The 26,308-nt window shown below is 66.9% G+C and carries 27 protein-coding genes; 18 read left to right on the top strand and 9 right to left on the bottom strand.

Features of this window, described 5'->3' with window-relative positions; translation table 11 throughout:
• Positions 1-4 precede the first annotated feature (4 nt).
• From gspF to BG61_RS26570, 10 genes are all read left to right on the top strand, one after another.
• Positions 5-1,222 (top strand): type II secretion system inner membrane protein GspF, encoded by a 1,218-nt coding sequence (gspF, locus tag BG61_RS26615; protein ID WP_035933821.1) that lies wholly within the window; start codon positions 5-7, stop codon positions 1,220-1,222.
• Positions 1,222-1,635, top strand: coding sequence for a hypothetical protein (locus BG61_RS26610; protein WP_035933815.1), 414 nt, complete (start codon positions 1,222-1,224; stop codon positions 1,633-1,635). Before gspF ends, BG61_RS26610 begins: the two co-directional genes overlap by 1 nt.
• Positions 1,636-1,785: 150 nt before the next feature.
• Positions 1,786-2,250 (top strand): type II secretion system major pseudopilin GspG, encoded by a 465-nt coding sequence (gspG, locus tag BG61_RS26605; RefSeq protein WP_035933810.1) that lies wholly within the window; start codon positions 1,786-1,788, stop codon positions 2,248-2,250.
• A 54-nt stretch (positions 2,251-2,304) separates the two neighbouring features.
• Entirely contained in the window at positions 2,305-2,790 is a 486-nt protein-coding gene (locus BG61_RS26600; protein ID WP_035933809.1) for a GspH/FimT family pseudopilin, read from the top strand.
• Complete coding sequence (gene gspI, locus BG61_RS26595) at positions 2,790-3,188, top strand: type II secretion system minor pseudopilin GspI (RefSeq protein WP_035933808.1); 399 nt, start codon at positions 2,790-2,792, stop codon at positions 3,186-3,188. The genes BG61_RS26600 and gspI overlap by 1 nt, the downstream gene beginning before the upstream one ends.
• Positions 3,166-3,855, top strand: a complete 690-nt coding sequence (locus BG61_RS26590; protein ID WP_075584232.1) for a prepilin-type N-terminal cleavage/methylation domain-containing protein — start codon at positions 3,166-3,168, stop codon at positions 3,853-3,855. Before gspI ends, BG61_RS26590 begins: the two co-directional genes overlap by 23 nt.
• On the top strand, positions 3,852-4,955 hold the full coding sequence (gspK, locus tag BG61_RS26585) for a type II secretion system minor pseudopilin GspK (protein WP_035933807.1): 1,104 nt from the start codon (positions 3,852-3,854) through the stop codon (positions 4,953-4,955). The genes BG61_RS26590 and gspK overlap by 4 nt, the downstream gene beginning before the upstream one ends.
• Before the next feature lie 26 nt (positions 4,956-4,981).
• Entirely contained in the window at positions 4,982-6,307 is a 1,326-nt protein-coding gene (gspL, locus tag BG61_RS26580; protein ID WP_035933806.1) for a type II secretion system protein GspL, read from the top strand.
• Positions 6,283-6,807 carry a type II secretion system protein GspM gene (gspM, locus tag BG61_RS26575; protein WP_370818076.1) on the top strand — a complete coding sequence of 175 codons (525 nt, stop codon included), beginning with the start codon at positions 6,283-6,285 and terminating at the stop codon, positions 6,805-6,807. Before gspL ends, gspM begins: the two co-directional genes overlap by 25 nt.
• Complete coding sequence (locus tag BG61_RS26570) at positions 6,804-7,583, top strand: type II secretion system protein N (RefSeq protein ID WP_035933803.1); 780 nt, start codon at positions 6,804-6,806, stop codon at positions 7,581-7,583. The genes gspM and BG61_RS26570 overlap by 4 nt, the downstream gene beginning before the upstream one ends.
• 19 nt (positions 7,584-7,602) lie before the next feature.
• On the opposite strand, the gene BG61_RS26565 is transcribed toward BG61_RS26570, so the two are convergent.
• The 6 genes from BG61_RS26565 to ada all read right to left on the bottom strand — a co-directional run bounded on the left by BG61_RS26565 (position 7,603) and on the right by ada (position 14,875).
• The gene (locus BG61_RS26565) at positions 7,603-9,195 is read right to left on the bottom strand and encodes an efflux transporter outer membrane subunit (protein WP_035933802.1); all 1,593 of its coding nucleotides are present in this window, start codon (positions 9,193-9,195) and stop codon (positions 7,603-7,605) included.
• Positions 9,196-9,375: 180 nt separating this feature from the next.
• Positions 9,376-9,654: a hypothetical protein gene (locus BG61_RS26560; protein WP_035933801.1), complete on the bottom strand. Its 279-nt coding sequence runs from the start codon at positions 9,652-9,654 to the stop codon at positions 9,376-9,378.
• A 351-nt stretch (positions 9,655-10,005) separates the two neighbouring features.
• Positions 10,006-10,578: a hypothetical protein gene (locus tag BG61_RS26555; RefSeq protein ID WP_035933799.1), complete on the bottom strand. Its 573-nt coding sequence runs from the start codon at positions 10,576-10,578 to the stop codon at positions 10,006-10,008.
• Between the two features lie 192 nt (positions 10,579-10,770).
• Positions 10,771-12,390 (bottom strand): glutamate--cysteine ligase, encoded by a 1,620-nt coding sequence (gene gshA / locus BG61_RS26550; protein ID WP_035933797.1) that lies wholly within the window; start codon positions 12,388-12,390, stop codon positions 10,771-10,773.
• Positions 12,391-12,674: 284 nt separating this feature from the next.
• The gene (locus BG61_RS26545; protein WP_370818075.1) at positions 12,675-13,637 is read right to left on the bottom strand and encodes a DNA-3-methyladenine glycosylase family protein; all 963 of its coding nucleotides are present in this window, start codon (positions 13,635-13,637) and stop codon (positions 12,675-12,677) included.
• Between the two features lie 131 nt (positions 13,638-13,768).
• Complete coding sequence (gene ada, locus BG61_RS26540; protein ID WP_035933795.1) at positions 13,769-14,875, bottom strand: bifunctional DNA-binding transcriptional regulator/O6-methylguanine-DNA methyltransferase Ada; 1,107 nt, start codon at positions 14,873-14,875, stop codon at positions 13,769-13,771.
• Positions 14,876-15,242: 367 nt separating this feature from the next.
• Here ada and BG61_RS26535 point away from each other — a divergent pair, with 367 nt between their 5' ends.
• A complete protein-coding gene (locus tag BG61_RS26535) occupies positions 15,243-15,650 on the top strand; it encodes a VOC family protein (RefSeq protein ID WP_035933793.1) in 408 nt (135 codons plus the stop codon).
• Between the two features lie 3 nt (positions 15,651-15,653).
• Here the strand turns inward: BG61_RS26535 and BG61_RS26530 are convergent, their stop codons facing one another.
• The gene (locus tag BG61_RS26530; RefSeq protein WP_035933791.1) at positions 15,654-16,205 is read right to left on the bottom strand and encodes a YaeQ family protein; all 552 of its coding nucleotides are present in this window, start codon (positions 16,203-16,205) and stop codon (positions 15,654-15,656) included.
• A 46-nt stretch (positions 16,206-16,251) separates the two neighbouring features.
• The gene (locus BG61_RS26525) at positions 16,252-17,226 is read right to left on the bottom strand and encodes a LysR family transcriptional regulator (RefSeq protein WP_035933790.1); all 975 of its coding nucleotides are present in this window, start codon (positions 17,224-17,226) and stop codon (positions 16,252-16,254) included.
• Positions 17,227-17,366: 140 nt separating this feature from the next.
• Between BG61_RS26525 and BG61_RS26520 the strand changes: the two genes are divergently transcribed.
• The 5 genes from BG61_RS26520 to BG61_RS26500 all read left to right on the top strand — a co-directional run bounded on the left by BG61_RS26520 (position 17,367) and on the right by BG61_RS26500 (position 24,280).
• The gene (locus BG61_RS26520) at positions 17,367-18,821 is read left to right on the top strand and encodes an aldehyde dehydrogenase family protein (protein ID WP_035933789.1); all 1,455 of its coding nucleotides are present in this window, start codon (positions 17,367-17,369) and stop codon (positions 18,819-18,821) included.
• A gap of 80 nt (positions 18,822-18,901) precedes the next feature.
• A complete protein-coding gene (locus tag BG61_RS26515; RefSeq protein ID WP_035933788.1) occupies positions 18,902-19,906 on the top strand; it encodes an arabinose ABC transporter substrate-binding protein in 1,005 nt (334 codons plus the stop codon).
• Between the two features lie 73 nt (positions 19,907-19,979).
• Positions 19,980-21,488: an L-arabinose ABC transporter ATP-binding protein AraG gene (araG, locus tag BG61_RS26510; RefSeq protein WP_035933786.1), complete on the top strand. Its 1,509-nt coding sequence runs from the start codon at positions 19,980-19,982 to the stop codon at positions 21,486-21,488.
• A 20-nt stretch (positions 21,489-21,508) separates the two neighbouring features.
• Positions 21,509-22,519: an L-arabinose ABC transporter permease AraH gene (araH, locus tag BG61_RS26505; RefSeq protein WP_035933783.1), complete on the top strand. Its 1,011-nt coding sequence runs from the start codon at positions 21,509-21,511 to the stop codon at positions 22,517-22,519.
• Between the two features lie 33 nt (positions 22,520-22,552).
• Complete coding sequence (locus BG61_RS26500; RefSeq protein WP_035933782.1) at positions 22,553-24,280, top strand: IlvD/Edd family dehydratase; 1,728 nt, start codon at positions 22,553-22,555, stop codon at positions 24,278-24,280.
• A gap of 100 nt (positions 24,281-24,380) precedes the next feature.
• Here BG61_RS26500 and sap1 read toward each other — a convergent pair whose 3' ends face one another.
• Positions 24,381-24,722, bottom strand: coding sequence for a surface attachment protein Sap1 (sap1, locus tag BG61_RS26495; RefSeq protein ID WP_035933781.1), 342 nt, complete (start codon positions 24,720-24,722; stop codon positions 24,381-24,383).
• 474 nt (positions 24,723-25,196) lie between these two features.
• On the opposite strand from sap1, the gene BG61_RS26490 reads away from it, so the two are divergent.
• Together BG61_RS26490 and BG61_RS26485 are read left to right on the top strand one after the other, a co-directional pair.
• Positions 25,197-25,823 carry a LysE family translocator gene (locus BG61_RS26490; protein ID WP_035933778.1) on the top strand — a complete coding sequence of 209 codons (627 nt, stop codon included), beginning with the start codon at positions 25,197-25,199 and terminating at the stop codon, positions 25,821-25,823.
• Entirely contained in the window at positions 25,820-26,290 is a 471-nt protein-coding gene (locus tag BG61_RS26485; protein ID WP_035933776.1) for an SgcJ/EcaC family oxidoreductase, read from the top strand. Before BG61_RS26490 ends, BG61_RS26485 begins: the two co-directional genes overlap by 4 nt.
• The last annotated feature ends 18 nt before the right edge of the window (positions 26,291-26,308 follow it).

The following is a 26,308-nucleotide window of genomic DNA, read 5'->3' as shown; positions in this document are numbered from 1 at the left end:
GGCGATGCCGGCGTTCCGTTTCGAAGCAATTGACCACGCGGGCAAGACGCAAAAAGGCGTGCTCGATGCCGACAGCGCCCGTGCCGCGCGCAGCCAGCTGCGCACGCAGGGGCTGACGCCGCTCGTCGTCGAGGCGGCGGGCAGCCGCACGCGCGGCGAGCGCCAGCAGCGGCTTTCGCTCGGGCGGCGGCTGTCGCAGCGCGAGCAGGCGATTCTCACGCGCCAGCTTGCGAGCCTCTTGATCGCGGGGCTGCCGCTCGGCGAAACGCTTGCAGTGCTGACCGAGCAGTCGGAGCGCGACTACATCCGCGAACTGATGGCCGCGATCCGCGCCGAAGTGCTCGGCGGCCATTCTTTCGCGAACGCGCTCGCGCAGCATCCGAAGGACTTCCCGGAAATCTACCGCGCGCTGGTCGCGGCGGGCGAGCACACCGGCAAGCTCGGGCTCGTGCTCTCGCGGCTCGCCGACTACATCGAGCAGCGCAACGCGCTCAAGCAGAAAATCGTCCTCGCGTTCACCTATCCGGCGATCGTCACGCTGATCGCGTTCGGCATCGTCACCTTCCTGCTGAGCTACGTCGTGCCGCAGGTCGTGAACGTGTTCGCGAGCACGAAGCAGGCGCTGCCGGTCCTCACCGTGATGATGATGGCGCTCTCCGGCTTCGTGCGCAGCTACTGGTGGGCGGTGCTGGCCGGCGTCGTGATCGTGAGCTGGCTCGTGAAGCGGATTCTCGCGCGGCCCGGCCCGCGCATGGCGTTCGACCGGTGGCTGCTCACCGCGCCGCTCGTCGGCAAGCTCGTGCGCGGCTACAACACGGTGCGCTTCGCGAGCACGCTCGCGATCCTCACGGCCGCGGGCGTGCCGATCCTGCGCGCACTGCAGGCCGCGGGCGAGACGCTCAGCAACACGGCAATGCGCGAGAACGTCGACGACGCGATCGTGCGCGTGCGCGAAGGCACGTCGCTCTCGCGCGCGCTCGGCAACACGAAGACGTTTCCGCCGGTGCTCGTGCACCTGATCCGCTCGGGCGAAGCGACGGGCGACGTCACCACGATGCTCGACCGTGCATCCGAAGGCGAGGCGCGCGAACTCGAGCGCCGCACGATGTTCCTGACGAGCCTGCTCGAACCGCTGCTCATTCTCGCGATGGGCGGCGTCGTGCTGGTGATCGTGCTGGCCGTGATGCTGCCGATCATTGAACTGAACAATCTGGTGCAGTAATGAATGCCCTGCAAACCCGACTTCTGTCGCTCGCCGCGCTCGCGCTCTTCTGCGTCACGCTTACGTACTGGATCGTGACGCTGACCTCGCGCCAGACCGCGCCGCTGCCCGCCGCGGCTGCGATGCGCACGCCCTCGGTCGAACAGGCCGCGACGATCTTCGGCGGGCAGCTGCAGCGGCAGGTGAACCAGGACGTGCATCTGTTCGGCATCCTCGCGCTCTCGCACGGGGCCGCCGCGATCGTCAGCTACGGCGGCGAGCCGGCGCGCGCGATTTCGCTCGGCGGGCCGCTTGCCGAAGGCGTCAGGATTTCCGAAGTGCGCGCCCGCTCGATCATCATCGACCGCAATGGCGTGAAGTCGGAGGTGTTCCTGCCGCAGAACGCGCCCGGGCCGACGATCTATGTGCGCTGAGCCGGCCGCGCATCGGGGCGGTTCCGCAAGGTCTGCGCCGCCGCCCTATAGAATGCATGCCTGCCCGCGCGCGAGCTGTAATCCGCGCGTCGCAAGACGCTTCGGGCACGGCTCGAACAACAACATCTTTATCGAAACGAGGTAGTAGTCATGCAAATGTGGACGAAACGCCGCATGGAACTTTCGACGGCGCAGGCACGCCGCCAACGCGGGTTCACGTTGATCGAAATCATGGTGGTGATCGCGATTCTCGGCATTCTCGCCGCGCTGATCGTGCCGAAGATCATGAGCCGCCCGGACGAGGCGCGCCGCGTCGCGGCCCGGCAGGACATCGGCACGATCATGCAGGCAATGAAGCTGTATCGCCTCGACAACGGCCGCTATCCGACGCAGGAGCAGGGCCTGCGCGCGCTGATCGAAAAGCCCACGACCGAGCCGGTCCCGAACAACTGGAAGGACGGCGGCTATCTGGAACGCCTGCCGAACGACCCGTGGGGCAGCCAGTATCAGTACCTGAATCCGGGCGTGCACGGCGAAATCGACGTGTTCAGCTACGGCGCCGACAACAAGGCGGGCGGCGAAGGCAACGACGCCGACGTCGGCTCCTGGCAGTAAGGCGGACACGCAATTTAGCGAGCGAATGTGAGTGAGCGGCGCAGATTCCACCCCATGACCGTACCCGCGCTCCGGCACGCCGGGGCGCGGACGCAGGCCGGCTTCACGCTGCTGGAAATGCTCGTCGTGCTGGTGATCGCCGGGCTGCTCGTGTCGCTTGCTTCGCTGCAGCTCACGCGCAATCCGCGCACCGACCTCAACGAGGAAGCAGAGCGGCTTGCGCTCCTTTTCGAATCCGCCGGCGACGAAGCGCAGGTGCGTGCGCGGCCGATCGCGTGGCAGCCGCTCGACGGCGGTTTCCGCTTCGACGTCCGCACGTCCGACGGCTGGCGGCCGCTACGCGACGATCTCTTGCGCGCGCGCCGTTGGGAAGGCGGCGTGACCGGCGTGACAATCCGCTTCGCCGGCACGGACAAGAGCGCCGCGCGGCTCGTGTTCGGCACCGAAGCCATCGACAGCGCGATGGAAGTCACCCTGACCTCGCCTGCCGGCAGCGCGACTATCGTCGGCACCGGCAACGGCCGCTATCAGGTGCGCTGATGCGAGCGAGCACCCTTCGCCCCCGCCCGTCCCGCGGCTTCACGATGATCGAAGTGCTCGTCGCGCTCGCGATCATCGCGGTGGCGCTCGCGGCGTCGCTGCGCGCGGTCGGCTCCCTCGCGACAGGCGAAGCGGACCTGCATCGCCGGCTGCTCGCGGGCTGGAGCGCCGACAACGAACTCGCGCAGCTGCGCCTGTCGCATGCGTGGCCCGCCATCGGCGCGCGCACGTTCGATTGCTCGCAGGGCAACGTGCGCCTCGTCTGCACGCAGCGCGTGAGCTCGACGCCGAATCCGATCTTTCGCCGCGTCGAGATGGACGTCTCGATGCCGGGCCGCGCCGGCAATCTCGCGCAAATGGTTACGGTGGTGGCGAATGAAACCAATCGTTCGCTCTGAGCGGCGCGGCATGTTCATGGGGCGCGCACGCGGCTTCACGCTGATCGAGATGCTGATCGCGATCGCGATTCTCGCGGTGATCGCCGTGCTGTCCTGGCGCGGGCTCGACCAGGTGATCCGCGGGCGCACCACCATCACGAACGCGATGGAGGACGAGCGCGTCGTCGCGCAACTTTTCGACCAGATGCGCATCGACGCGCGCCAGGCCACCACCGACGACCAGGCCGGCCAGCCCGCGATCTCGATCGGCGGCAACGGGCTGCAGATCGTGCGTGGCGTCTTCACGCCGGGCGCGGCGCCGCGTCTGCAGGTGGTGCGCTACCGGCTCGTGGACGGGCGCATCGTGCGCTTTGCCTCGCCGCCGCTCGCGAACGTCGGCGAGGTGCGCCGCGCGCTCGCGGGAAGCGGCAGCGGCGACGACGGCTGGAGCGCGCTGCCGCTGATGGGCGGCGTGCGCTCGCTCGTGGCGCGCGTCTACATTCCGGCGTCGGGCTGGACGACGCAGATGCGCGACGTGGCGTCGAAGATCACGGAAAACGACAACAACCTGAAAGTGCCGCAGCTCGGCAATGCGCCGCTGCCGCGCGCCGTCACCGGCATTCAGGTCGCGGTCGGCGCGCCGAATCTGGCCGCGCCGATCACGCGCGTGTTCCTGGTCGGAGAATGACGATGCGCACCCGTCGGTCCTTCGGAAAGCAGCGCGGCGTCGCCATCATCAGCGCGCTCCTCGTGGTCGCGCTCTCGGCGATTCTGGTCTCGGGCATGCTGTGGCGGCAGCAGGTGCAGATCCGCCGCATCGAGAACCAGCGGCTGCTCGCGCAGGCGCAATGGATTTCGCGCAGCGCACTCGACTGGACGCGGCTCATCCTGCGCTCGGAAGCCGACACGTCGCCGAACGTCACGTATCTCGGCGGCGTTTGGGGGGTGCCGATCGCGAAGACGCGGCTCTCGGACTTCCTCGGCCAGATCGGCGAAGTGCGCGCGGAGCAGGGCGCGCAGACGTATCTGTCGGGGTCGATAGAAGACGCGCAGGCCAAGTTCAACCTGCGCAATCTCGTCTCGACGCCGGCGCCCGGCGTGCTCACCATCAACGTCGAGCAGATCGCGTCGTTTCAGCGGCTGCTCGCGCTCCTCGGGCTGAACGGCTCGCTTGCGAAGACCACGGCGCTGCAGATGCGCGCGGGCCTTGCGCAATCGGCCACGCGATTTCAGACGCAGTCGTCGCCGGCGGGCGCCACGCCGCAATCGACGATCGCCGCCATCGCGCAGGGCGGCGGCACGGGCGGCGGCTCGTTCACCGACGACCCGGGCCTGAAGGACGCCGACAGCGACGCGCCGGTCGCGCCGCTGCAGATGATCACCGTCGATTCGCTGCTCGACGTGCCCGGCTTCACGCCGGAGGCGGTCGAGCGCCTGCGCCCGTTCGTCACCGTGCTGCCGACCACGACGCCCGTCAACATGAACACGGCGCCCGCCGAGGTCGTCGCGGCGATCGTGCAGGGCATGAATTTGTCGCAGGCGCAGGCGTTCGTCGCGCGCCGCGAAACGGTGTTCTTCCACGACGCGGGCAACGTGCAGCTCGCGCTCAACGGCGCGGGCGTGAAGGCGGCCTCGGTCGATCCGAACCTGCTCGACGTCACGACACGCTATTTTGTGATTCGCGGAAGCGTGGAGCACGAGCGCGCGCAAGTGGAGCGCACCACCCTGATCTACCGCGATCCGACGACGCATACGACGCGCATCGTCTATGTTCGCGACCAGTTTTGAATGCTTAACGTGAGAGAGAGTGGCCTTTGAGCACCCTGATCGTCCTACTGCCGCCGCGCGATCCGGCGGTGCGCTCCGAGGAGTGGCACCTTCCCGAACTGCCGTTCCTGCTTCTCGACAAGCGCGGCGAGCCGCAGCGCGCCGGCCGCGCCGCGCTCGGCCTGCTGCCGCGGGCGAGCGCGACGGTGCTGATCGTCGCCGCGCGCGACCTGCTCCTGCTCGCCGCGGCTCTGCCGCCGCTCAAGGGGCCGAAGCTCAGGCAGGCGCTGCCTAACGTCGTCGAGGATCAGCTGATCCAGGACCCGCAGACATGCCATATCGCCGTCGATCCGGCCTCGCTCGACGACGGCCGCCGCGTGGTCGCGGTGATCGATCGCGGCTGGTTCCGCTTCGTGCTCGGCGCGTTCGCCGGCGCGGGGCATCGCAACGTCAAGGCCGTGCCGGCGATGCGCTGCCTGCCGGTGAGCGAAGCCGCCCCGCCCGCCGAGGGCGAAGCCGAGGCGCCGGCGCCGTTTATCGCCGCCGTGCTCGGGGAAGTCGTTTCGACGGCGCCCGCGCTGATCGGCGAGGCCGCCGCGCCGCTCACCCCCGCGACGCCTGCTGCGCCGCGCGTCGAGATCGCGATTGCGCGCGGCCAACACGCGGCGCTCGGCGAAGGGCTCGCGCTGCCCGCTGACGCTGTCGCGACGACGCTCGCCGCCCTCTCGGGCGACCACCCGTTCACGCTCTGGTCGCTCGCCGACGTCCCCGGCGACGAGCCGCGCCTTGCCGCCACCCGCAGCCGGTTCGCGGGTGCGCAGCCGCTCGCGTTCGAGGCGCTCGCGCGCAATGCGCTCGCGAGCCGCTTCGACTTGTGCCAGTTCGAGTTCGCCGCGCAGCCGTGGCGCCTCGACCGCGCGACGATGCGCCGCCTGCGCGTGCCGATCGCGCTCGTGGCGGTTTCGGTCGTGGTGTCGATTGTCGGCGTCAACGTGCAGTGGCTGCAGCTCGCCCGCCAGCGCGACGCCATCAACACGCAGATGACCGAACTGCTGCTCAACGCTTTCCCGAAAACGACCGTCGTGCTCGATGCGCCCGATCAGATGGCGCGTCAGCTCGAGCGTCTGCGGGTGGCCTCGGGCGAGCTTTCGCCGTCCGATTTCCTGTCGCTTGCCGACGGCCTCGCGCGCTCGCTCGGGCCCGTGCCGGTGAACGGCATCGCGGGCCTCGACTATCGCGACCGGCGGCTGGAAGTCACCTTCAAGCCTGAAACGAAGGTCGATCCCGACCTGCAGAAGCGCCTGGCGGCCAATGGCCTGAACGGCGCAATCGACAGCAACACCGGCAAATGGACCGTCAGGAGCAGCCAGTGAAAAAACAGCTTGGCGAAACCTGGGCCGAACTCTGGGACGGCCGCACGCAGCGCGAAAAGACGCTCCTGATGTGGGGCGGGCTGGTGGCGGGACTCGCGATCGTGTATCTGCTGCTGTGGGCGCCGGCCTACGACGGCCGCGCGCGCCTTCGGGAGAGCCTGCCGGCCATGCAGCGGCAACTCGCGCAGATGACGGCGCAGGCCAACGAAGCGCGCTCGCTCGCGGGCAGCGCGCAGGGCGTGACGCCGACGGGCGGCGCGCTCAAGGACGCGCTCGCAAAGTCGCTTGCCGACAACGGCATGCAGGCCGCGCAGGTGCAGGTGATCGGTGCAGCCGTGCAGATCCAGATGAAGAATGCGTCGTTTCCGCTCTGGACGATGTGGCTCGACGACGTGCGCAAGCAGTTCAAGGTGCAGGTGTCCGAGGCGCACATTCAGGCGCTCAAGCCTGACGGCCAGGTCGACCTGACGGCGTCGCTGCAACCGGCCGGCGCGAAATGAGCTACTGGACGCGCCGCGCGCGCGCGGCGTTGCCGCCGATCATGGTGGCGGCGGTGTCGGTGGCGGCCACGCTGCTCGTGATGTTCCCCGCCGCGTGGATCGTGCCGCAATTCACGAAGGCGACCGGCGGCCACGTGAATCTCGTCGATCCTTCGGGGTCGCTCTGGCGCGGCTCGGCGACGCTCATGCTCGCCGCCGGCTCCGATGGCGGCGGCGCGACGCTGCTGCCGGGGCGCATCGAATGGAGCACGGCATTCTGGCCGCTTTTCACCGGACGCGTGCGCATGACCATGCGCCAGTCCGACGCGATGCCCGACGCGGTGACGCTCGACGCAGGCGCAGGCGGCGCGACGATGACGTCCGGCGCGATCACGGTGCCGGCGACGCTGCTCGCGGGGCTCGGCGCGCCGTTCAACACGCTCGACCTGGAAGGCAACGTGCGGCTCACGTGGACCGAGTGGCGCGTGCTCGGACGCAACGCGTACGGCCAGCTGATCGTAACGCTCGACGACATGTCGTCGCGGGTGTCGCGGGTGAAGCCGCTCGGGTCGTACCGGGTGGTGTTTCAGGCGCAGGGGGCATCGGGCGCGATCGAGCTTTCAACGTCCCGCGGGCCGTTGCTGATCGAGGGGCACGGAACCGTGTCGCCGCGCTCGACGTCCTTTCAGGGAACCGCGAGCGCCGCGCCCGAGGCCCGGGAGAATCTGGCGGGATTGCTGAACCTGCTCGGCCGGCATACCGGGCCGGACACGGTCGTCCTCGCGTTCTCGCGATGAGGATGAGCGGCGTGGGCCGTTACGAACCCGCCGCCGTGGTTCTGGCGGCGGAGGCGTCCTTCGTCGCCGGCCTCGACGCGGGCGCCGGCGAAACGTCCGCCCCCGACGCCGCTCGCGGCGCTTCCATCGAACCCGTTTCCTGGTTCATCTGCGCGATATCCCAGCCGCCGCCGAGCGCCTTCACGAGCCCCACCGACGACACCATCCGCTGCCCCGCGATGCTCGCGAGCTTCTGCTCGGCGGTGAACGCCGTGGTCTGCGCGATCAGCACGGCCACGTAGGCGGCGGTTCCCGCCTTGTACTGGTTGTTCACGATCGCCAGCGCCTGCTTCGCGGATTCGACCGCCTGCTGCTGAACCACGACCTCCTTTTCGAGAATGCGCAGCGACGCCAGATTGTCCTCGACGTCCTGAAACGCCGTCAGCACCGACAGCCGGTACGCCGCGACGCTCTGGTCGTACGCGGCGCGCGCGGCCTCGGTCTGGGCGCGGCGCAGTCCGCCGTCGAAGATCGTCGCCGCGATGTCCGGCCCGAGCGTCCAGAAGCGCGACGGCGCGCGCAGCAATTGCGACAGCACCGAGCTTTCGAACCCGCCGGTGGCCGAGAGCGTCAGCGTCGGGAAATACGCGGCGATCGCAACGCCGATCTGCTCGTTTGCCGCCGCCGCCTTGCGCTCGGCGGACGCGACGTCCGGACGCCGCTCGAGAATCGACGACGGCATTTCGGCCGGCACCGTTGGCGGCGTGGCGTCGAGCGGCGCCGCGGCCAGCGAGAACGTCGAGGCGGGCTCGCCGATCAGCACGGCGATCGCATGCTCGAACTGCGCGCGCGCGACGCCGTTGTCGATCTGCGCCGCCTGCGCCGATTGCAGCTGCGTCTGCGCCTGGATCACGTCCGAGCGCGCGACGATGCCCTGCGCATACTGGTTCTGCGTGAGTTGCAGCGACTTCTGGAAGGCGACGACGGTGTCGTCGAGCAACTGCTGCTGCGCGTCGAGCGAGCGCAACTGGAAATAGTTCTGCGCGAGCGATGCCTGCGCGGAAAGGCGCGCGTTGGCGAGATCGGCCGCGGCGCCCTGCTCGCCCGCTTTCTGCGCATTCACGGTGCGGCTCACGGTGCCCCAGAGGTCGGGTTCCCACGAGGCATCGAGCGCGGCGCTGAAGTTGTTGCTGATCGCGCTCGATGAGCGGTTTTCCGTGGACGTGCTCCGCGCGCCCGTGCCGAACCCCTGGCGCGTCGCCGACGCCGTGAGCCCCACGACCGGAAAGTACGCCGCGCGTGCCTCGCTCACGAGCGCGCGCGACTGCCGGTACGCCGCAGCGAACTGCGCGATGGTCTGGTTCGACGCGTTCAGGCGGTTTTCCAGCTCGGTCAGCTGCGGATCGTCGTAGATGGTCCACCAGTTGCCCCGGTCGAGCTGGTCGGCGGGCTGCGCGACCTTCCAGCCCTCCGGCGCCTCCTTGTACGACGCTGGAACCGCCGTGGACGGGCGCTGGTAGTCGGGGCCGACCGCGCAGCCGGCGACCAACATCGCGAGCGACGCGGCGAGCGCCATGGCGGTAAAGCGGGGCGTGACGGAACGAATCCGGGAATGAATCGGGCTGAACGGCATCTGCTTTGAAAAATCCTGTCGGAGCCGGCTGGCTTCTTGGCGCACGAGCGCGGTGATCCGGGATGGTAACGGAACGCCCGCAGTAAGCGGACGTCAGGCAGACGTTAGGGTAACGGTTCGACGGGGCAACCGGTGTTACCCGGAACCGTGAATCGGTTACGGGTCGTTACGCGCGGTGCGTCAGCACTTGCCGTGCGTGCAGGGCGTGGGACCGGGAAGGACCTTCGCGGCCGGCGCCTTGGAGGGCTTGGGCGCCCGCGCCGACTTGCGCCGCTGACGGTTCTCGAACCACCCCATGCCGATGACGATGATCGACCCCCCCGGCAGCAGGAAGACGATCAGGTAGAGCGCGATTTTCCACGAGTTCAGGTTCGGGGGAACGATGTGGCGGGAAGCGCTGGCGATCGTGCTGCTGACATCGCCGAAACGTCGGCGGGCGGTGCGGGTGAAGCGGGTCATCGGAATCCTTCGGGGCGTCGTCGCGGGGACGCGTTCAAGCTGTCAAAACATGGTCTCGGGCGGCGCGAATGCGCGTAACTCGTTGTCTAAAATAATATTGACTGTGCAACTAGTTTTCAAGATGCGTGCCAGAACATTTTTGAGACCGTTGGTTTTCGGCACGGCGTGGACGGGCGTCAGTGGCAACGCCGAAATGGATGCGCTCGAGGAGGCGCGAGATTTCCACGCTCAAAGGCAGCGCCGAACGATGCGTGACAACATTTGCGCGCGCTTTGCAGGCAGCCGCCGGGCTTGCCGCTCGCAAAAGGCCGCAACTGCTGCGCCGTATCGCCTGAAAGCGTCCGCTGGCGCCTACTGCGGCGTCAGCGCCTGCCCCGACTGACCCGGCTGGGTTTCGAGGATCGGCGGCATCGGCTGGGCCGGTGGTTTCGACTGCACGCCAGGCGTTGCCGGCGGCGCCGGTGACACCGGCGACACCGCATTGCCGCTCGCTCCCCCGCCCGCTCCCGGCTGCGGCGCCGCGCCGCCGCGCACGAACTGCTTGAAATCCGCGCCCGCCTTCCACGGGTTCGGCTCGCAGCCGAGCATGTTGTCGCAATGCGCGGCGAAGCCGATCGTCGCGGTGCCTTCGTTGCTGGGGGTCTTCGTGATCTGGTAGGCGAGCGCGCGCTTGCCGCCGGACGGCCCGGCCGTCTGGATGATCGAATCGGTGACGGTCTGCAGCTTGTATTCCGAATGATTGGTCACCCAGACCTGGGCGCGGCCCCACCACGCGTCGCATTCAGCCTTGTTCATGCAGGTGAGCGGCGCGGTGGCCTGCTCCATCGTTTCGGCGCTGATCTGCCCCTGCGTCGAGCAGCCCGTGAAAAGTGCGACCGACGCCGCGGCAGCCAGCATCGACGCCGACAACAGCCTCTTTTTCATTTTTATCCTCTCCTCGAAGCGTATCGCGATAGGTCGCTAATTTTTCGACTTGGCCGATAGGCGCGTGTTTCGGCGCGTTGCGCTCTGTTGCAAAAGGAGTAAGCCTTGCCGCTGCATCGATGCGGCGGCAAGGCAAAAGAGGCTGTTTTACCGGTGAAGCGCTATCTCGGACCCGCGCATTGGAGCTGTCTATCAGACGCTCACGCGGTTCAGCGTGTACGCGCGATAGGCGGCGACGAAGGCATCGAAGGAACCCGCCTCGTCGCGCTCGATTGCGGCCTGATCCGCAAGCGACTTGGCGGCGAGTTCCTCCATTTCGCGCGCGCGTGCTTCGTCGAGCGGACGGCTGCGGAAATACTCCGCGTGCTGCCTGCTGATGTCGAGCGCGAAGGCGTCGAAGCCCTGGTTCTTCTCGCGCATGGTCCGGAGCACGCGCGCCGACGGCGTCAGCGATACATCCGCGAGCCGCGCGCGTTGAACCGACAGCGCGCGCATGTGCTCACCGGTGCCGTTGAGGGCATCGAGCGTCTTCGCTACCGGCTCGATCCGGTCGAGCAGTTCCACGCCCCAATCGGCCATCGGCACGTCGCGCCCTTCACGCGCGAGCGTCAGGCCCGGCCTGCGGCCTTCCTTCGAAACGCGGCTGAAGTTGTCGTTCGCTTCGGCGTTCGCGTCGTGCGGCAGGAGCGGGCTGTCTTCCAGCGCGCAATAGAGCAGATACGCGTCGAGAAAGCGCGCCGTTTCGAGCGAAATGCCGGCCGGCTCGAACGGATCGATGTCGAGGCAGCGCACCTCGATGTACTGCACGCCGCGCGAGGCGAGCGCGTGAAGCGGCCGCTCGCCGGAATGCGTGATGCGCTTCGGGCGGATCGTCGAGTAAAACTCGTTTTCGATCTGCAGCACGTTGGTGTTGATCTGGACCCATTCGCCGTTGCGCTGCGTGCCGATCGCCTCGTACGGCGGATACGGCTGGCTGACGGCTTTCGCGAGGACGTCGAGATAGGCGTCGAGGTTGTCGTAGCTCGGCAGCAGCGCGGATTGCGCCGGATTGTTCGTGTAGCCGAGGTCGCTCATGCGCAGGCTCGTGGCGTACGGCAGGTAGAACGTGTCGCTGTCGAACGTTTCGAGCGTGTGCTGCTTGCCGCGCACGAAACGCGCGTCGAGCGCGGGCGACGCGCCGAACAGGTACATCAGGAGCCAGCTCGTGCGGCGGAAGTTGCGGATCAGCGCGAGATAGCGCTCCGACTGGAAATCGACGGGGGAAAGCGAGTGGTCCGCGTCGAGCGCCTGCCAGGCGCGCCAAACGTCCTCGTGCAGCGAGTAGTTGTAGTGAATGCCCGCGATGCACTGCATCGTGCGGCCGTAACGCAGCGCGAGCCCGCGCCGGTACACGTGCTTCAGCATGCCGATATTCGAGGTGCCGTACCAGCCGATCGGGATCTGGTCGTCGGGCGGCAGCTCGCAGGGCATCGAATCGTTCCACAGCAGTTCGTCGCCGAGATGCGCGTAGACGAAGCGATGCAGCACGTCGAGCGCTTCGAGCGTGCGCGCGGCATCGGTTTCGGCGGGCGTGATGAGTTCGACGAGCGCTTCCGAATAGTCGGTCGTGATGAGCGAGTGCGCGAGCGCCGAGCCGAGTGCACGCGGATGCGGCGTCATGGCGAGCTTGCCCGCGCGCGTGACGCGCAGGCTTTCCCTTTCGATGCCGCGCAGGCCCTGGCGCAGCGCGTCGGCATGCCGGCCGGCGCTTAACGCGGAAAGACGGTGCCGAAAGGCATCGGTATTGACGTGAGCGGGATTCGTGTTTGCCATCTAAGCGACAGGTGCGTCGAGCGCCGCCGAAGCGCGCTCAATCTGATTTTTTGGGTAGCGGGCACTTTAACATCTCGGTGTCGGACGTGCTTGAGGCCAATGCTGGTAAGGGTTTGCGGCGTTTTCGGGGGTGTCTTGCCAGGCTCCGGCGGGGTGGTTCGGTGACGCGTTTCGGGCTGAGGAATCGCGGCGTGGCATGCGGAACCGGCTGGCAGGCATCGGGGCGTTCGGCGCGCCTTCGGTTCGCCCGGCGCAACGATACGGCATAAGCGCCCTGTCCGCCCTCATCCACCCTTCGCCCCGCCCGCCCGGTCCGCGATTTCGTTCCACAGATGCAGCGCAGCATACGCGCGATACGGCCGCCACGCTTCGGCCCTCGCGCGCAACGCGGCGGCCTTCGCCATCGACGGATCGCGCGCCGCGAGCGCCTGCATCAGGACGAGATCGGTGCCGGGCCACGCGTCGGCGTCGCGCAGCGCGCGCATCGCGACATACTCGACCGTCCACGGGCCGATGCCCGGCATGGCGAGCAGTGCCGCGCGCAGTTCGGCGCGGTCGGCGTGCGGGTCGTCGAGGGGCAGCGCGCCCGACGCCACCTCGCGCGCAAACCCCTGCAACGCGGCGACGCGCTTGCCCGGCATGCCGATCTTCTCCATGTCGGCGGCGGCGAGCGCGGCGGGCGTCGGAAAGCGCCAGGCCGTGTCGGCGTGCGGATGATCGGTGAGCTGCGTGCCCGCGCGCTCGACGAGCCGCCCGACGATCGTCGAAGCCGCCTTCACGCTGACCTGCTGCCCGACGATCGCCCGCACGACGAGTTCGAAGCCGGACCACGTGCCCGGCACGCGCAGGCCGGGCGCGGCAGCGACGAGCGGCGCGAACCACGGGTCGCGCCCGAGGTGGGCGCGAATCGCGGGTGCGTCGGCGCGAAGGTCGAACATGCGCGCGAGATGCGTGCCGATCGCGCGCGCGTGGCGGCTCACCGCGCCTTCGAGCGTCGCGACGAGGCACGCCTTTTTCGGATGTCGCGCGACGCTCAGCGTGCCCGCGACGTGGATGCCGCCGCCGTCGGGCCACTCGATCGCGCGCCGGTACGCGCCCGCCTCGACCGTTTCGACGCCGCGCGTCGCACGGCCCGCGAAGAAACGCAGCACGCGCGGCCAGTCATAAGGCTCGACGAACGGAAGTTCGATCGTGACGACGTCGGGTGCGGCGCCGTCCGGTTGCGCCGACAGGCGCGGCGGTGCCACACGTGGTTTTGCAGCCGAATCGGGGTTCGATCGCGGCGTCCGGCTCGCTCGCTTCGCACGGGCCGGCGGCGTTTCCGGGGCCTCGACGCCCGGTCTGTCCGCGACCCCGGCCGCCTCGCGACGCCGCCCGCTCATGCGACCTCGTCCGCTACGGCACTGCCCGCTTCGCCGTGTTCGCGCTCGGTCCTGAGCAGCGCGGCTTTGCGCGGCGCGCCCCAGCGGTAGCCCGACAGCGCCCCGCCCTTGTGGACGACGCGATGGCACGGAATCGCGAGTGCCACCGGGTTCGACGCGCACGCGTTCGCCACCGCCCGCGCGGCGCGCGGCGCGCCGAGCGCGTCGGCGATCTCGCTGTAGCTGCGCGTCTCGCCGTACGGGATGCGTTGCAACGCATCCCACACGCGCTGCTGAAATGCCGTCGCGCCGATGTCGAGCGGCAGGTCGAACCGTTCGCGCGTTCCGTTCAGGTAGGCGCGGATCTGCGCGACGAACGGCGCGAGCCGCCCGCTGTCCTCGATGCGCCCGGCCTGAGAAAGCTCCGCCGCCAGTTCGCTTTCGAGGGCGCGCGGATCGTCGCCGAACGCGATCTTGCAGATGCCCCGCTCCGTGGCCGCGACGAGCACGACGCCGAGCGGCGTGTCGGCGCACGCGTAGCGCACCGTGAGCCCGGCGCCCTTTTTCCTGTACACGGACGGCGTCATCCCGAGCTCGGCGGGCGCCGCGTCGTACAGCCGGGACGGCGAGCCGAAACCGGCGTCGTGGGCCGCGCGGGTCACGTTCTCGCCGCGCTGCAGGGCATCGCGCAGCGCCCCGGCGCGGCGCGCGGCCTGATACTGCCGCGGCGACACGCCGACCACCCGCGAAAAGAGCCGCTGCAGATGAAACGGACTGACATGCACGGCTTCGCTCAGCTGCGCGAGCGTGATGCGCTGCTGCGGATCGGCGTCGAGCACCTTGCAGGCGCGCTCGACGATGGCGAGTTCGCGCGGCAGGCTAGTCGGCTGGCAGCGCTTGCATGGGCGATAGCCCGCGCGTTCGGCTGCGTCGGCGGCGGAAAAGAACTCGACGTTCTCCCGGCGCGGCGGCCGCGACGCGCACGACGGACGGCAAAACACGCCGGTCGTGCGCACGGCGAAGAAAAAGGCGCCGTCGGCGTCCTTGTTGCGCTCGACGACCGCCTGCCAGCGGCTTTCGTCAGAGGAAAACACGGTTTCAGGGATCTGGAGTGCGGTGTTCATGACAACCTCGGTGGCTTGGGTACGTGACCACTGTAGTCCGCTGCCATCCAGCGTACGCGCCGCTTCTTGCGCTGTCATTTCCCTATCTGCACGACGAAAGCACCCGGGAAAGTGTGGCCCAGATGCGACATTTTGGCGCCATAGGGGTTTTTACTAAAATTTCTATTGCGTCGCACCAACGTGCTGTGTATTATCGGAACTGTCTCCTCCATGTCTCCTCCTGATATGGATTCAGCCCGCTCCGCAACGAGCGGGCTTTTTTTCGTCTGTGCATCCTGCATCGGTTCTGCAGCGCCGCTGTCGCGCCTGAACGGTCGTCCGCGCCGCAGTACACTCGCTCATGTCGTCTGACTCGCGAGGAAGCACGATGCATTTCACCATCCGCGAAATCGATCATGTCGTGATCCGCTGCGCCGATCTCGACAACATGGTGCGCTTCTACGGCGCCGCGCTGGGATGCCCGGTGGAGAAGGAACAGCGCGATCTCGGCCTCGTGCAATTGCGCGCCGGGCGCTCGCTGATCGATTTGCTGGCCATCGGCGGAAAAATCGACCGTCCCGACAGCGGCGCGCCCGGCGCGGGCCGCAACATGGATCATCTGTGCCTGCGCGTCGAGCCCTTCGATCCGGCCGCCCTGCGCAAGCATCTCGCCGAACATGGCGCGCGTCTCGGCGAGGAAGCCAACCGGTACGGCGCGGAAGGCTTCGGCCCTTCGCTGTACCTGTTCGATCCGGAAGGCAACCTGGTCGAACTCAAAGGCCCGCCCGACGCCTAGACGCTACCTCGCGGCCGCCTTCAGCACGGTCCATTCGATCGCCACCGGATCGGCCGTCGCGCTGCCGAGCGATGCCTCGCCGTCCTGCATCGTCAGTTGCAGGCGCATCGTGCGCTCGGCGAGCGTGCCGAGCGCCTCGGCCACGCCGTCCGCAAGCGACCACACGGTCACGTTCTGCATCCGTTCGACCTTTCCCTTCACGCCCTGCCACCAGATATCGGCGGTTCTTCCCGCGTACGCGATCACGAACACGCGCCCCGCGCGCCCGCTCGCCTTGGCGATGCGCCGCTCGTCGGGCTGGCCGACCTCGATCCACGTCTCGATCTGCCCGGTGAGGTCCTTCTGCCAGAGATCCGGCTCGTCCGTGTCCGACAGCCCCTTGCAGAATTCGAGCCGCTCGCTTGCGAACATCGCGAACGCGGCGACGCGCACCATCATCCGCTCGTCGGTTTCGGATGGATGGCGCGCGATGGTCAGCGAGTGGTCGCCGTAGTAATGCCGATCCATGTCGGCAATCTGGAGTTCCGCTTTGTAAATCGTCGATTTGAGGGCCATGCAACACCGAAATACCGGCCGTCGCGGGCCGGCGTGAGTAAGGGTTCTACGTGATCGAAGTATCGAAGGAGGTGCCGTACACCTCGACGGCCGCGTCGCGCAGAGCGCCGAGCACGACCGTCGCTGCCGGCGACAGCAGTTGCGTTTGCCGCGTGATGATACCGAAAGCGTCCATGCGGCACGGCAATTCGATTGCCAGCCGCTTCAGCACGCCGAATTCCTCGTATTGCCGCGCGACTTCGTCGGGCATCACGGCGAGCATGTCGCTTTGCAGGAGCAGGCTCGAAATTGCCAGGAAATTGTTCGTATTGACGACGTTTTGCGGCGGATTGAGCCCGATCTGCGAAAAAGTCATGTCGAACCGGTGGCGCAGCACGCTGCCCGGCGGATGCAGCACCCAGCTCGAATTCACGATGCCGCGCAGCGTGAGCCCGGTCGCGTTTTCGAGCGGATGGCCGAAACGCGCGACGACGCACAGCGGCTCGTCGGCGAGCGGCTCGTAGCGCACGGCGTCCTTGAACTGGCCCTGCCGCTCGAGCACCCGGCCGATCATGATGTCGAGCTCGCCCTGCGCGACGCGCGGCAGCATGACGTCCGACGTTTCCACCTGCAGCCAGATCTGCAGTTGTGGATAGCGCGCCTTCACCCGCGCAATCGCGACGGGCACCATCGTCGCGGCCGCGGCGGCGATCGCGCCGATCTGCACCTGGCCGACGAGCCCCGAGCGCAGCGCCGAGATCTCGTCGTGCGCCTGGCTCAGGTTCGAGAGCACCATGCGCGCGTGGCGGATCATCACTTCGCCGTAGAGCGTCGCGTGCATGCCGTGCGGCGTGCGGTCGAAGAGGCGCACGTCGAGCACGTCCTCCAGTTCCTTCAAGAGGCGCGATGCCGCCGGCTGCGTCATGCCGAGCACATCGGCGGCGCGGCGCACGTTGCCTTCTTCTTCCATTGCCGCCAGCAGCAGCAACTGGCGCGTCTTGAGCCGCGCCCGCACGAACCAGTTCGAATAGCTTTGCGCCATCTCGTCGACCCGAAGCCTCAGGAAGCGCCCATGATGCCATACCAATCCTGATATCGGTACGGCCCAAAAACTGATTGGAAAGTTATCGGAAGCGTACTTAACATTCGTGGACCGCAACGCTTGGCGCCTGAGCCAGACCGATGAAACGCGAACCCCACGTTCCCACGCTTTTCAAGCACTACCTGAACGGTGGCTGGGAGACGAGCGCGACCGTCGGGCTGTCGGAAAACCCGTCGGACCTCGACGAGCCCGTCGGCGAATACGTGCGCGCCGACGCGCGCCAGACCGACTCCGCCATCGAAGCCGCGAGCGCCGCGTTTCGCGAAGGGTCGCAGTTCAACGTGGCGCGCCGTGCGGAGGCGCTCGACGCGATCGGCAGCGAGATTCTCGCGCGCAAGACCGAACTCGGCCGGTTGCTCGCCCGCGAGGAAGGCAAGGCGCTGCCCGAGGCGATCGCCGAGGCCGCGCGCGCCGGCCAGATCTTCAGGTTCTTTGCGGGCGAGGCGCTGCGCATTCCGGGCGAGCATCGCAGTTCGGTGCGCTCCAATATCGATATCGATATCACGCGCGAGCCGGTCGGCGTGATCGGCGTCGTGACGCCGTGGAATTTTCCGCTCGCGATTCCCGCGTGGAAGATCGCCCCGGCGCTGGCTTACGGCAATTGCGTGGTGTTCAAGCCGGCGGAACTCGTGCCGGGCTGCGCGTGGGCGCTCGCCGACATCATCAGCCGCTCGGGCCTGCCCGCCGGCGCGTTCAACCTCGTGCTCGGCAGCGGCCGCCAGGCGGGCGCGCGGATCGTCGGAAGCCCGCTGGTGCAGGCGGTGAGCTTCACGGGTTCGGTCGCGACCGGAAGCGGCGTGCTGCAGGCGGCCGTGTCGCGCCAGGCGAAGGTGCAGCTTGAGATGGGCGGCAAGAACCCGCTCGTCGTGCTGAACGACGCCGACCTGAATACCGCCGTCGATGCCGCGATCAACGGCGCGTATTTTTCGACCGGCCAGCGCTGTACGGCGTCGTCGCGGCTGATCGTGGAGGCGGGCATCTACGAGCGCTTCGTCGAGGCGATGATGGCGCGGCTCGCGAGTCTCACCGTCGATCACGCGCTGAAAAAGGGCGTGGATATCGGGCCGGTCGTGGACGAGCGGCAGTTGAAGCAGAACCTGGACTACATCGCGATCGGCAGGAAGGAAGGCGCCGAGCTGCTCTGCGGCGGCCGCGGGCTGGAACGCGCGACGCGCGGCCACTTCATGGAACCGGCGCTCTTCGCCGGCGCGCCGGACATGCGCATCGCGCGGGAAGAGATCTTCGGCCCGGTCGCGGTCGTCATGCCCGCCGACGACTACGCGCACGCGCTCCATCTCGCGAACGACACGCCCTTCGGCCTGTGCGCGGGCATCTGCACGCAGTCGCTCAAGCACGCGCGGCATTTCAAGCGCCACAGCCAGACCGGCATGGTGATGGTGAACCTGCCGACGGCGGGCGTCGATTTTCATGTGCCGTTCGGCGGCACGAAGGCATCGAGTTACGGCGCGCGCGAGCAGGGCGCGTATGCCGCGGATTTTTACACCACGATAAAGACCGCCTACGTAGCGAGCTAGAACTTGAGAAAAACAGCGTGCGAACGGGCCGAGCCGCCCGCGCCCGCCACAACAGACTCATTCAACCCGGAGACAAACCCATGAACCGCAAGCTTCGCCGTCTGACCCTGTCCGCGATCGCGGCCGCCGCAATCGCCGCGCCGTTCGCCACGCAAATGCCCGCCCACGCCGACGAGCCGCTCAAGGTCGGCTTTCTCGTGAAGATGCCGGAGCAGGCGTGGTTCATCAACGAACAGAAGGCGGCGACCGCGCTCGGCCAGAAGGAGAGCTTCTCGGTCGTGAACATCGGCACGCCGGACGGCGAGAAAGTGCTCGCCGCCATCGACAACCTCGGCGCGCAAGGCGCGCAGGGCTTCGTGATCTGCGCGCCCGACGTGCGGCTCGGACCGGCCATCCAGCAGCGCGCGAAGCGCTACAACATGAAGTTCGTGACGGTTGACGACCAGCTCGTCGATTCGACCGGCAAGCCGCTCGCGAACGTGCCGCACCTCGGCATGTCCGCGTTCAAGATCGGCAACCAGGTCGGCACGGCGATCTCCGAGGAGATGAAGCGGCGCGGCTGGAAGCCGGAAGAGGTCGGCGCGCTGCGCGTCACGAACTACGAACTGCCCACCGCGAAGCTGCGCACCGACGGCGCGACCGAGTCGCTCCTCGCCGGCGGCTTCAAGAAGGAGAACATCTTCGACGCCCCGCAGAAGACCACGGACGACGAAGGCGGCTTCAACGCGGCGTCGCCGGTGCTGTCGCAGCATCCGAATATCAAGAAGTGGGTGATCTACGCGATCAACGAGGAAACCGTGCTCGGCGCCGTGCGCGCGACCGAGCAACTGAAGATTCCGGGCAAGGACGTGATCGGCGTGGGCATCAACGGCGCGGGCGAAGCCTTCGCCGAATTCCAGAAGAAGGAGCCGACGGGCTTCTACGGCACGATCGCCGTCAGCTCGACGCTGCATGGCAAGGACAGCACGCAGAACCTCGTCGACTGGATCAAGAGCGGCAAGCAGCCGCCCGCCGACACGCAGACCACCGGCAAGCTGATGGTGCGCAGCAACTGGCAGGACGTGCGCAAGGAACTCGGCATCTGAGGCTTTGTTCGCGGGCGTCGCCTGAAGGCGGCGGCGCCCGGCTCCATGTTTGCCGCAACAGAGGTTGTTTCCCATGACGCAAACCGCAGTAGCCACGGCGGATTCCTACCTGGCGCTCGAAGGCATCACCGTGCGCTTTCCCGGCGTGCTCGCGCTCGACTCGGTGTCGCTCGGCGTGCGCACGGGCGAAGTCCACGGCCTGATGGGCGAGAACGGCGCGGGCAAATCGACGCTGCTCAAGGTGCTTTCGGGCGTAAACCAGCCGGCGGGCGGCCATCTGTCGCTCGGCGGTGTCGACCAGCATTTCACGTCGACCAAAGCCGCCATCGACGCCGGCATCGCGATCATCTATCAGGAACTGCATCTCGTGCCGGAACTGACGGTCGCGGAAAACCTGATGCTCGGCGCGATGCCGAACCGCTTCGGCGTGCTCGACGAGAAAGGGCTGGTGAGGCGCGCGATCAGCGAACTCGACCGGCTCGGCGAGAAGATCGATCCGAACATGCAGGTGAAGCATCTGTCGATCGGCCAGCGGCAGATGATCGAAATCGGCAAGGCGCTGATGCGCAACGCGCGCGTGATCGCGTTCGACGAACCGACGAGCTCGCTGTCGTCGCGCGAGACGGAGCAGCTCTTCAAGATCATCCGCACGCTGCGCGCCGAAGGCCGCGCGATCATCTACGTCACGCACCGGATGGACGAGGTCTATGCGCTGTGCGACCGCGTGACGGTGTTTCGCGACGGGCGGCGCATCGAGACCTTCGAGGAAGTCGACGGGCTCGATCGCGACAGGCTGATCAGCTGCATGGTCGGCCGCTCGATTCGCGACGTGTACGGCTACCGCGCGCGCGACATCGGCGACGTTCAGCTTGGCGTGAAAGGGCTGATGGGGCCGGGGCTCGCGGAACCGGCGTCGTTCGACGCGAAGAAGGGCGAGATCGTCGGCTTCTTCGGGCTCGTCGGCGCGGGGCGCTCGGAACTGATGAAGCTCATCTACGGCGCGGTGAAGCCGGCTGCCGGCGAAATCGTGCTGAAGGGCAGGGCGCAGCGGTTCAACACGCCGCGCGACGCGGTGCGCGCGGGCGTCGCGCTCTGCCCCGAGGACCGCAAGCAGGAAGGCATCGTCGCGATCGCGTCGGTGTCGGACAACCTGAACATCAGTTGCCGGCGCCATCACAGCGCGCTGCATATCCTCGACGCCCGCAAGGAAGCCGCCACCACGTCCGATTTCATCGCGAAGCTCGCGATCAAGACGCGCAACGGCAATACGCCGATCGGCACGCTTTCCGGCGGCAACCAGCAGAAGGTGATCCTGTCGCGCTGGCTCGCGGAGGAGATCGACGTGTTCCTGATGGATGAGCCGACACGCGGCATCGACGTCGGCGCGCGCAGCGAAATCTACGGCCTGCTGTACGGACTTGCGGAAGCGGGGCGCACGGTGATCGTCGTATCGAGCGACCTGGCCGAGGTGATCGGCGTCGCGGACCGCGTGATCGTGATGCGCGAAGGCAGGATCGTCGGCAATTTGCCGAAGGCGCAGGCAACGCCGGATCAACTGATCAAGCTCGCGCTCCCCAGCTGAACGAACGGACAAGACACACCATGCAGACCACCAATACACAGCTCTCCAATCAGCCCAATCCGAAGGAAAGCGTCGGCACCCGCGCGCGCGCCGCGCGCACGTGGGATCTCATCAACAAGTCGGGCATCGTGATGGTGTTCGTGATCTTGTTCGTCGCGCTTTCGCTGACGGTGCCGGGCTTTCTCAGCTCGCGCAACATGCAGGGCCTCCTGCTGTCGGTCACGCTGATCGGCTCGATATCGGTCACGATGATGTTCGTGCTCGCGCTCGGCGAAGTGGACCTGTCGGTGGCGTCGATCGTCGCGTTCGCGGGCGTCACGGCGTCCACGCTGATCACCGCGACGCACAGCGTCACGCTCGGCATCGCGGGCGGCGTGCTCGCGGGCGGCGCAGTCGGGCTCGTGAACGGCGTGCTGATCGCGCGCTTCAGGATCAATTCGCTGATCGTCACGCTCGCGATGATGGAGGTCGTGCGCGGACTCGCCTACATCACCTCGCACGGCGACGCCGTGATGATCTCCGAGGAATCGTTCTTCGAACTGGGCGGCGGCTCGTTCCTCGGCATTTCGTATCCGATCTGGTCGAACATCATCGGCTTCCTGTTGTTCGGCTTCCTGCTCAAGAAAACCGTGTTCGGCAAGAACGTGCTCGCGGTCGGCGGTAACGGCGAGGCGGCGCTGCTCGCCGGACTGCCCGTCACGCGCATCAAGATCACCGTGTTCGTGCTGCAGGGGCTCGTCACCGGCTTTGCCGGCGTGATGCTCGCCTCGCGCATGAGCCTCGGCGACCCGAAGACGTCCGTCGGCCTGGAGCTTGGCGTGATTTCCGCGTGCGTGCTCGGCGGCGTGTCGCTGACGGGCGGCGTCGCGACGATATCCGGCGTGCTCGTCGGCGTGCTGATCATGGGTTCCGTGCAGGACGCGATGAGCCTCATGAACGTGCCGACGTTCTACCAATACCTGATCCGCGGCGGCATCCTGCTGCTCGCGGTGCTGTTCGACCAGTTCCGCCGCAGCAAGCGCGTGGCCTGAGCCGGACGCACGAGAACACCTGAAGGAGAAAAGATGACCGATTCGAACAAGAAGCCGCTGCGCAGCCAGGCGTGGTTCGGCTTGCAGGACCGCGACGGGTTCCTCCACCGCTCGTGGATGAAGAACCAGGGCATTCCGCACGACAATTTCGATGGCCGTCCGGTGATCGGGATCTGCAACACGTGGTCGGAACTCACGCCCTGCAACGCGCATTTTCGCGAGCTCGCGGAGTACGTGAAGAAGGGCGTGCGCGAGGCGGGCGGGCTGCCGCTCGAGTTTCCGGTGATGTCGCTCGGCGAGACGAACCTGCGCCCCACCGCAATGCTGTTTCGCAACCTGGCGTCGATGGACGTGGAGGAATCGATTCGCGGCAACCCGATGGACGGCGTGATCCTGCTCGTCGGCTGCGACAAGACGACGCCCGCGCTCCTGATGGGCGCGGCGTCGTGCAATCTGCCGGCGCTCGCCGTCTCGGGCGGGCCGATGCTCAACGGCAAGTTCCGCGGCAAGAACATCGGCTCGGGCACGGGCGTGTGGCAGATGTCGGAGGAAGTGCGCGCCGGCACGATGACGCAGGAGGAATTCACCGAAGCCGAATCGTGCATGAACCGCTCGCGTGGACACTGCATGACGATGGGCACCGCGTCGACGATGGCGTCGATGGTCGAATCGCTCGGCATGGGCCTGCCGCACAACGCGGCGATCCCGGCCGTCGACGCGCGGCGCCAGGTGCTCGCGCACATGGCGGGGCGGCGCATCGTCGACATGGTTCGCGAAGACCTCACGATGGACAAGATCCTCACGCGCGAAGCGTTCGAGAACGCGATCCGCACGAACGCGGCGATCGGCGGCTCGACCAATGCCGTGATCCACCTGATCGCGCTGGCGAAGCGCATTGGCGTCGAGCTCAATCTCGAGGACTGGGAACTGGGGTCGGACGTGCCGTGCCTCGTGAACCTGCAGCCGTCGGGCGAGTATCTGATGGAGGATTTCTACTACGCAGGCGGCCTGCCCGCCGTGCTGAAGCAACTCGGCGAGCAGGGCCTGTTGCACAAAGACGCGCTGACGGTGAATGGCAAGACGATCTGGGACAACGTCAGCCGCGCGCCGAACTACGACGAGAAGGTCATCACGACGTTCGAGGCGCCGTTCAAGCCGAAGGCGGGCATTGCGGTGCTGAAGGGCAATCTTGCGCCGAACGGCGCGGTCATCAAGCCGTCTGCCGCGACGGCGAAGCTGCTGAAGCACCGAGGCCGTGCGGTGGTGTTCGAGAACATCGAGGAACTGCACGAGAAGGTCGACGACGAGTCACTCGATATCGACGAAAACTGCGTGATGGTGCTCAAGGGCGCGGGGCCGAAGGGCTATCCGGGCTTCGCGGAAGTGGGCAACATGCCGCTGCCGAAGAAAGTGCTGCAAAAGGGCATCACCGACATGGTCCGCATCTCGGACGGCCGCATGAGCGGCACGGCCTACGGCGCGGTGGTGCTGCACGTGTCGCCGGAAGCGGCGGCGGGCGGGCCGCTCGCGTTCGTGAAAACGGGCGACATGATCGAACTCGACGTCGAGGCGCGCCGGCTGCATCTCGAAGTATCGGACGACGAGCTCGAGCGGCGGCGCGCGCAATGGCAAAAACCCGAAACGCCGACGCGCGGCTATTACAAGCTTTATGTGGATCACGTGCTGCAGGCGGATCAGGGCGCCGATCTCGACTTTCTGGTCGGATCGAGCGGCGCACCGGTGCCGCGCGATTCACACTGAATACATTTCTGACCGAATGCAGGCGAGGGTGTTTGACCGATGCGATTAATCATCGCATCGGTTTTTTTAATTGCCGGTCGGCAAAACGGTAAAGCGCGCCTTATTGCTCGATAAAGCGAGCCGAGGTCCACAATCCCTGTTTGTCGTTATTGGCCGCATTGACGAATTCCACGTCATGACCCACGACGCGCAGCACGCGGAAATTCGAATCCACGGGGGTCGAAACGCATTCGAAGCCCTCGAAATACTGCTGCATCTTTTGCTGCTCGCCCGCTTGCGCATGCTGGTCGGCGGAATCGAATTTGTCCTTCGACAGGCAGCCGTACGAATTGGGCCTGAATTTGAATGTCTGCTGGGGCTGGATCACATTGTCTGCTTGCGCCGCCGAAATAACGGCGAACAGACCGACCATCGCAACAAAAGCACTGGCGCGTTTCTTCATGTATTGCCTCCATGCGGATCTGTCTCGGGAATTAGCTATGTATTTAATATGGTTAATCCGCAGCATTAATCGTAGACGAGAAAATGCAAGTTACAAGCACAAGCTGTGTGCGCTCGCAACAAGACAGATTGTCGCAGGTGAATTATTAAGAAACATGCGAATAAACGGCGAATGAGAGCGAGTCCGCTGAGCCTGATCGCTGTCGTGCAATCTGCATGGTTTGCGGCTTGTGAACACTGTGCAGCCTGAATGACGCGATGCAACCAAATGCATGGTCTGAAGGCGCACAAATATGCGCGAAAAGGGCGTGAGTCAGGGTGTAAATCGCGCGAAAAGGGCTCGATTCAGCCCTGCATAAAATATGCCGAATCGAATCGCAGCGGCTTTTTGCCGGAAGCGAATCTTGATGCGCGAAGGGCTTGCAGACGCCGCGTCTTCGTGGATAAATCAAAGGATCAATTCCGGAGACTTTCGATGACCCTCGCTCAATGGCTGCCTTTCGCGCTTGCGTCGGCGGTGCTGCTGGCCATTCCCGGGCCGACCGTATTGCTGGTCGTCTCCTACGCGCTCGGACACGGGCGCAAGTACGCGTTCGCGACCACCGCAGGCGTGGCGCTGGGCGACCTGACCGCGATGACGGCGTCGATGCTCGGCCTGGGTGTGCTGCTCGCAGCGTCGGCGGAGTTGTTCATGATGCTCAAGTGGGCGGGCGCCGCCTATCTCGTCTATCTCGGCCTGAAGCTGTGGCGCGCGCCGGTTGCGGACGCGGACGCGATGAAGACGCCCGCCGAGGCGCGCACCGGGCGCATCTTCACGCATGCCTACGCGGTCACGACGCTCAATCCCAAGAGCATCATTTTCTTTGTCGCGTTCCTGCCGCAGTTCATCGACCCGCATGCGGCGAGCGTGACCCAGATCGCCATCTTCGAGGCGACCTTCGTCGGTCTCGGGGCGGCTAACGCGCTTGCGTACGCGCTGCTCGCGTCGAGCGCGCGGCGGGCGATCCGGAAGGCTTCGGTGCAGCGCGCAGTGAACCGCACGGGCGGCGCGCTGCTGATGGGCGCGGGCGTTTTCGCGGCAGCGTGGAAGAAGGCGACATGAACGGACTTGAGGACTGGACAGCGAGCGCGCGTCAGGTGTATTTCGCGCTACTCGACGACTGGAACCGGCAGGACGCGCAGGCGATGGCCGCGCGCTTTGCCGAGCGCGGCAGCATCGTGGGATTCGACGGAAGCGCAGTGGACGGGCGCACGGCCATCGAGGCGCATCTCTTGCCGATTTTCGAGCAGCATCCGACGCCGCTCTTCGCCGCGAAAGTGCGCGAGGTGCGGCGCATGGCGGGCGGGCAGACGCTCCTCTTGCGCGGCGTGGCGGGGATGTGGCCGCGTGACGGCACGGACCTGAATCCCGACCTGAACGCGGTGCAGACGATGGTGCTTTCGCTCTGCGACGGCGTGTACCGGATCGAGATGTTCCAGAACACGCCGGCGGCGTTTCATGGCCGCACGGACGAGCGGGACAGGCTGAGCGCGGAGTTGCGCGAACTGGGGCGGCCGGTGGCGAAGTGAGGCGGCGCGGGGCTCATT

Source organism: Caballeronia glathei, from assembly GCF_000698595.1.
Lineage (GTDB): Bacteria > Pseudomonadota > Gammaproteobacteria > Burkholderiales > Burkholderiaceae > Caballeronia > Caballeronia glathei.
The sequence above is the reverse complement of the archived record's forward strand: the minus strand, read 5'-3'. Positions and strand labels throughout refer to the sequence as shown.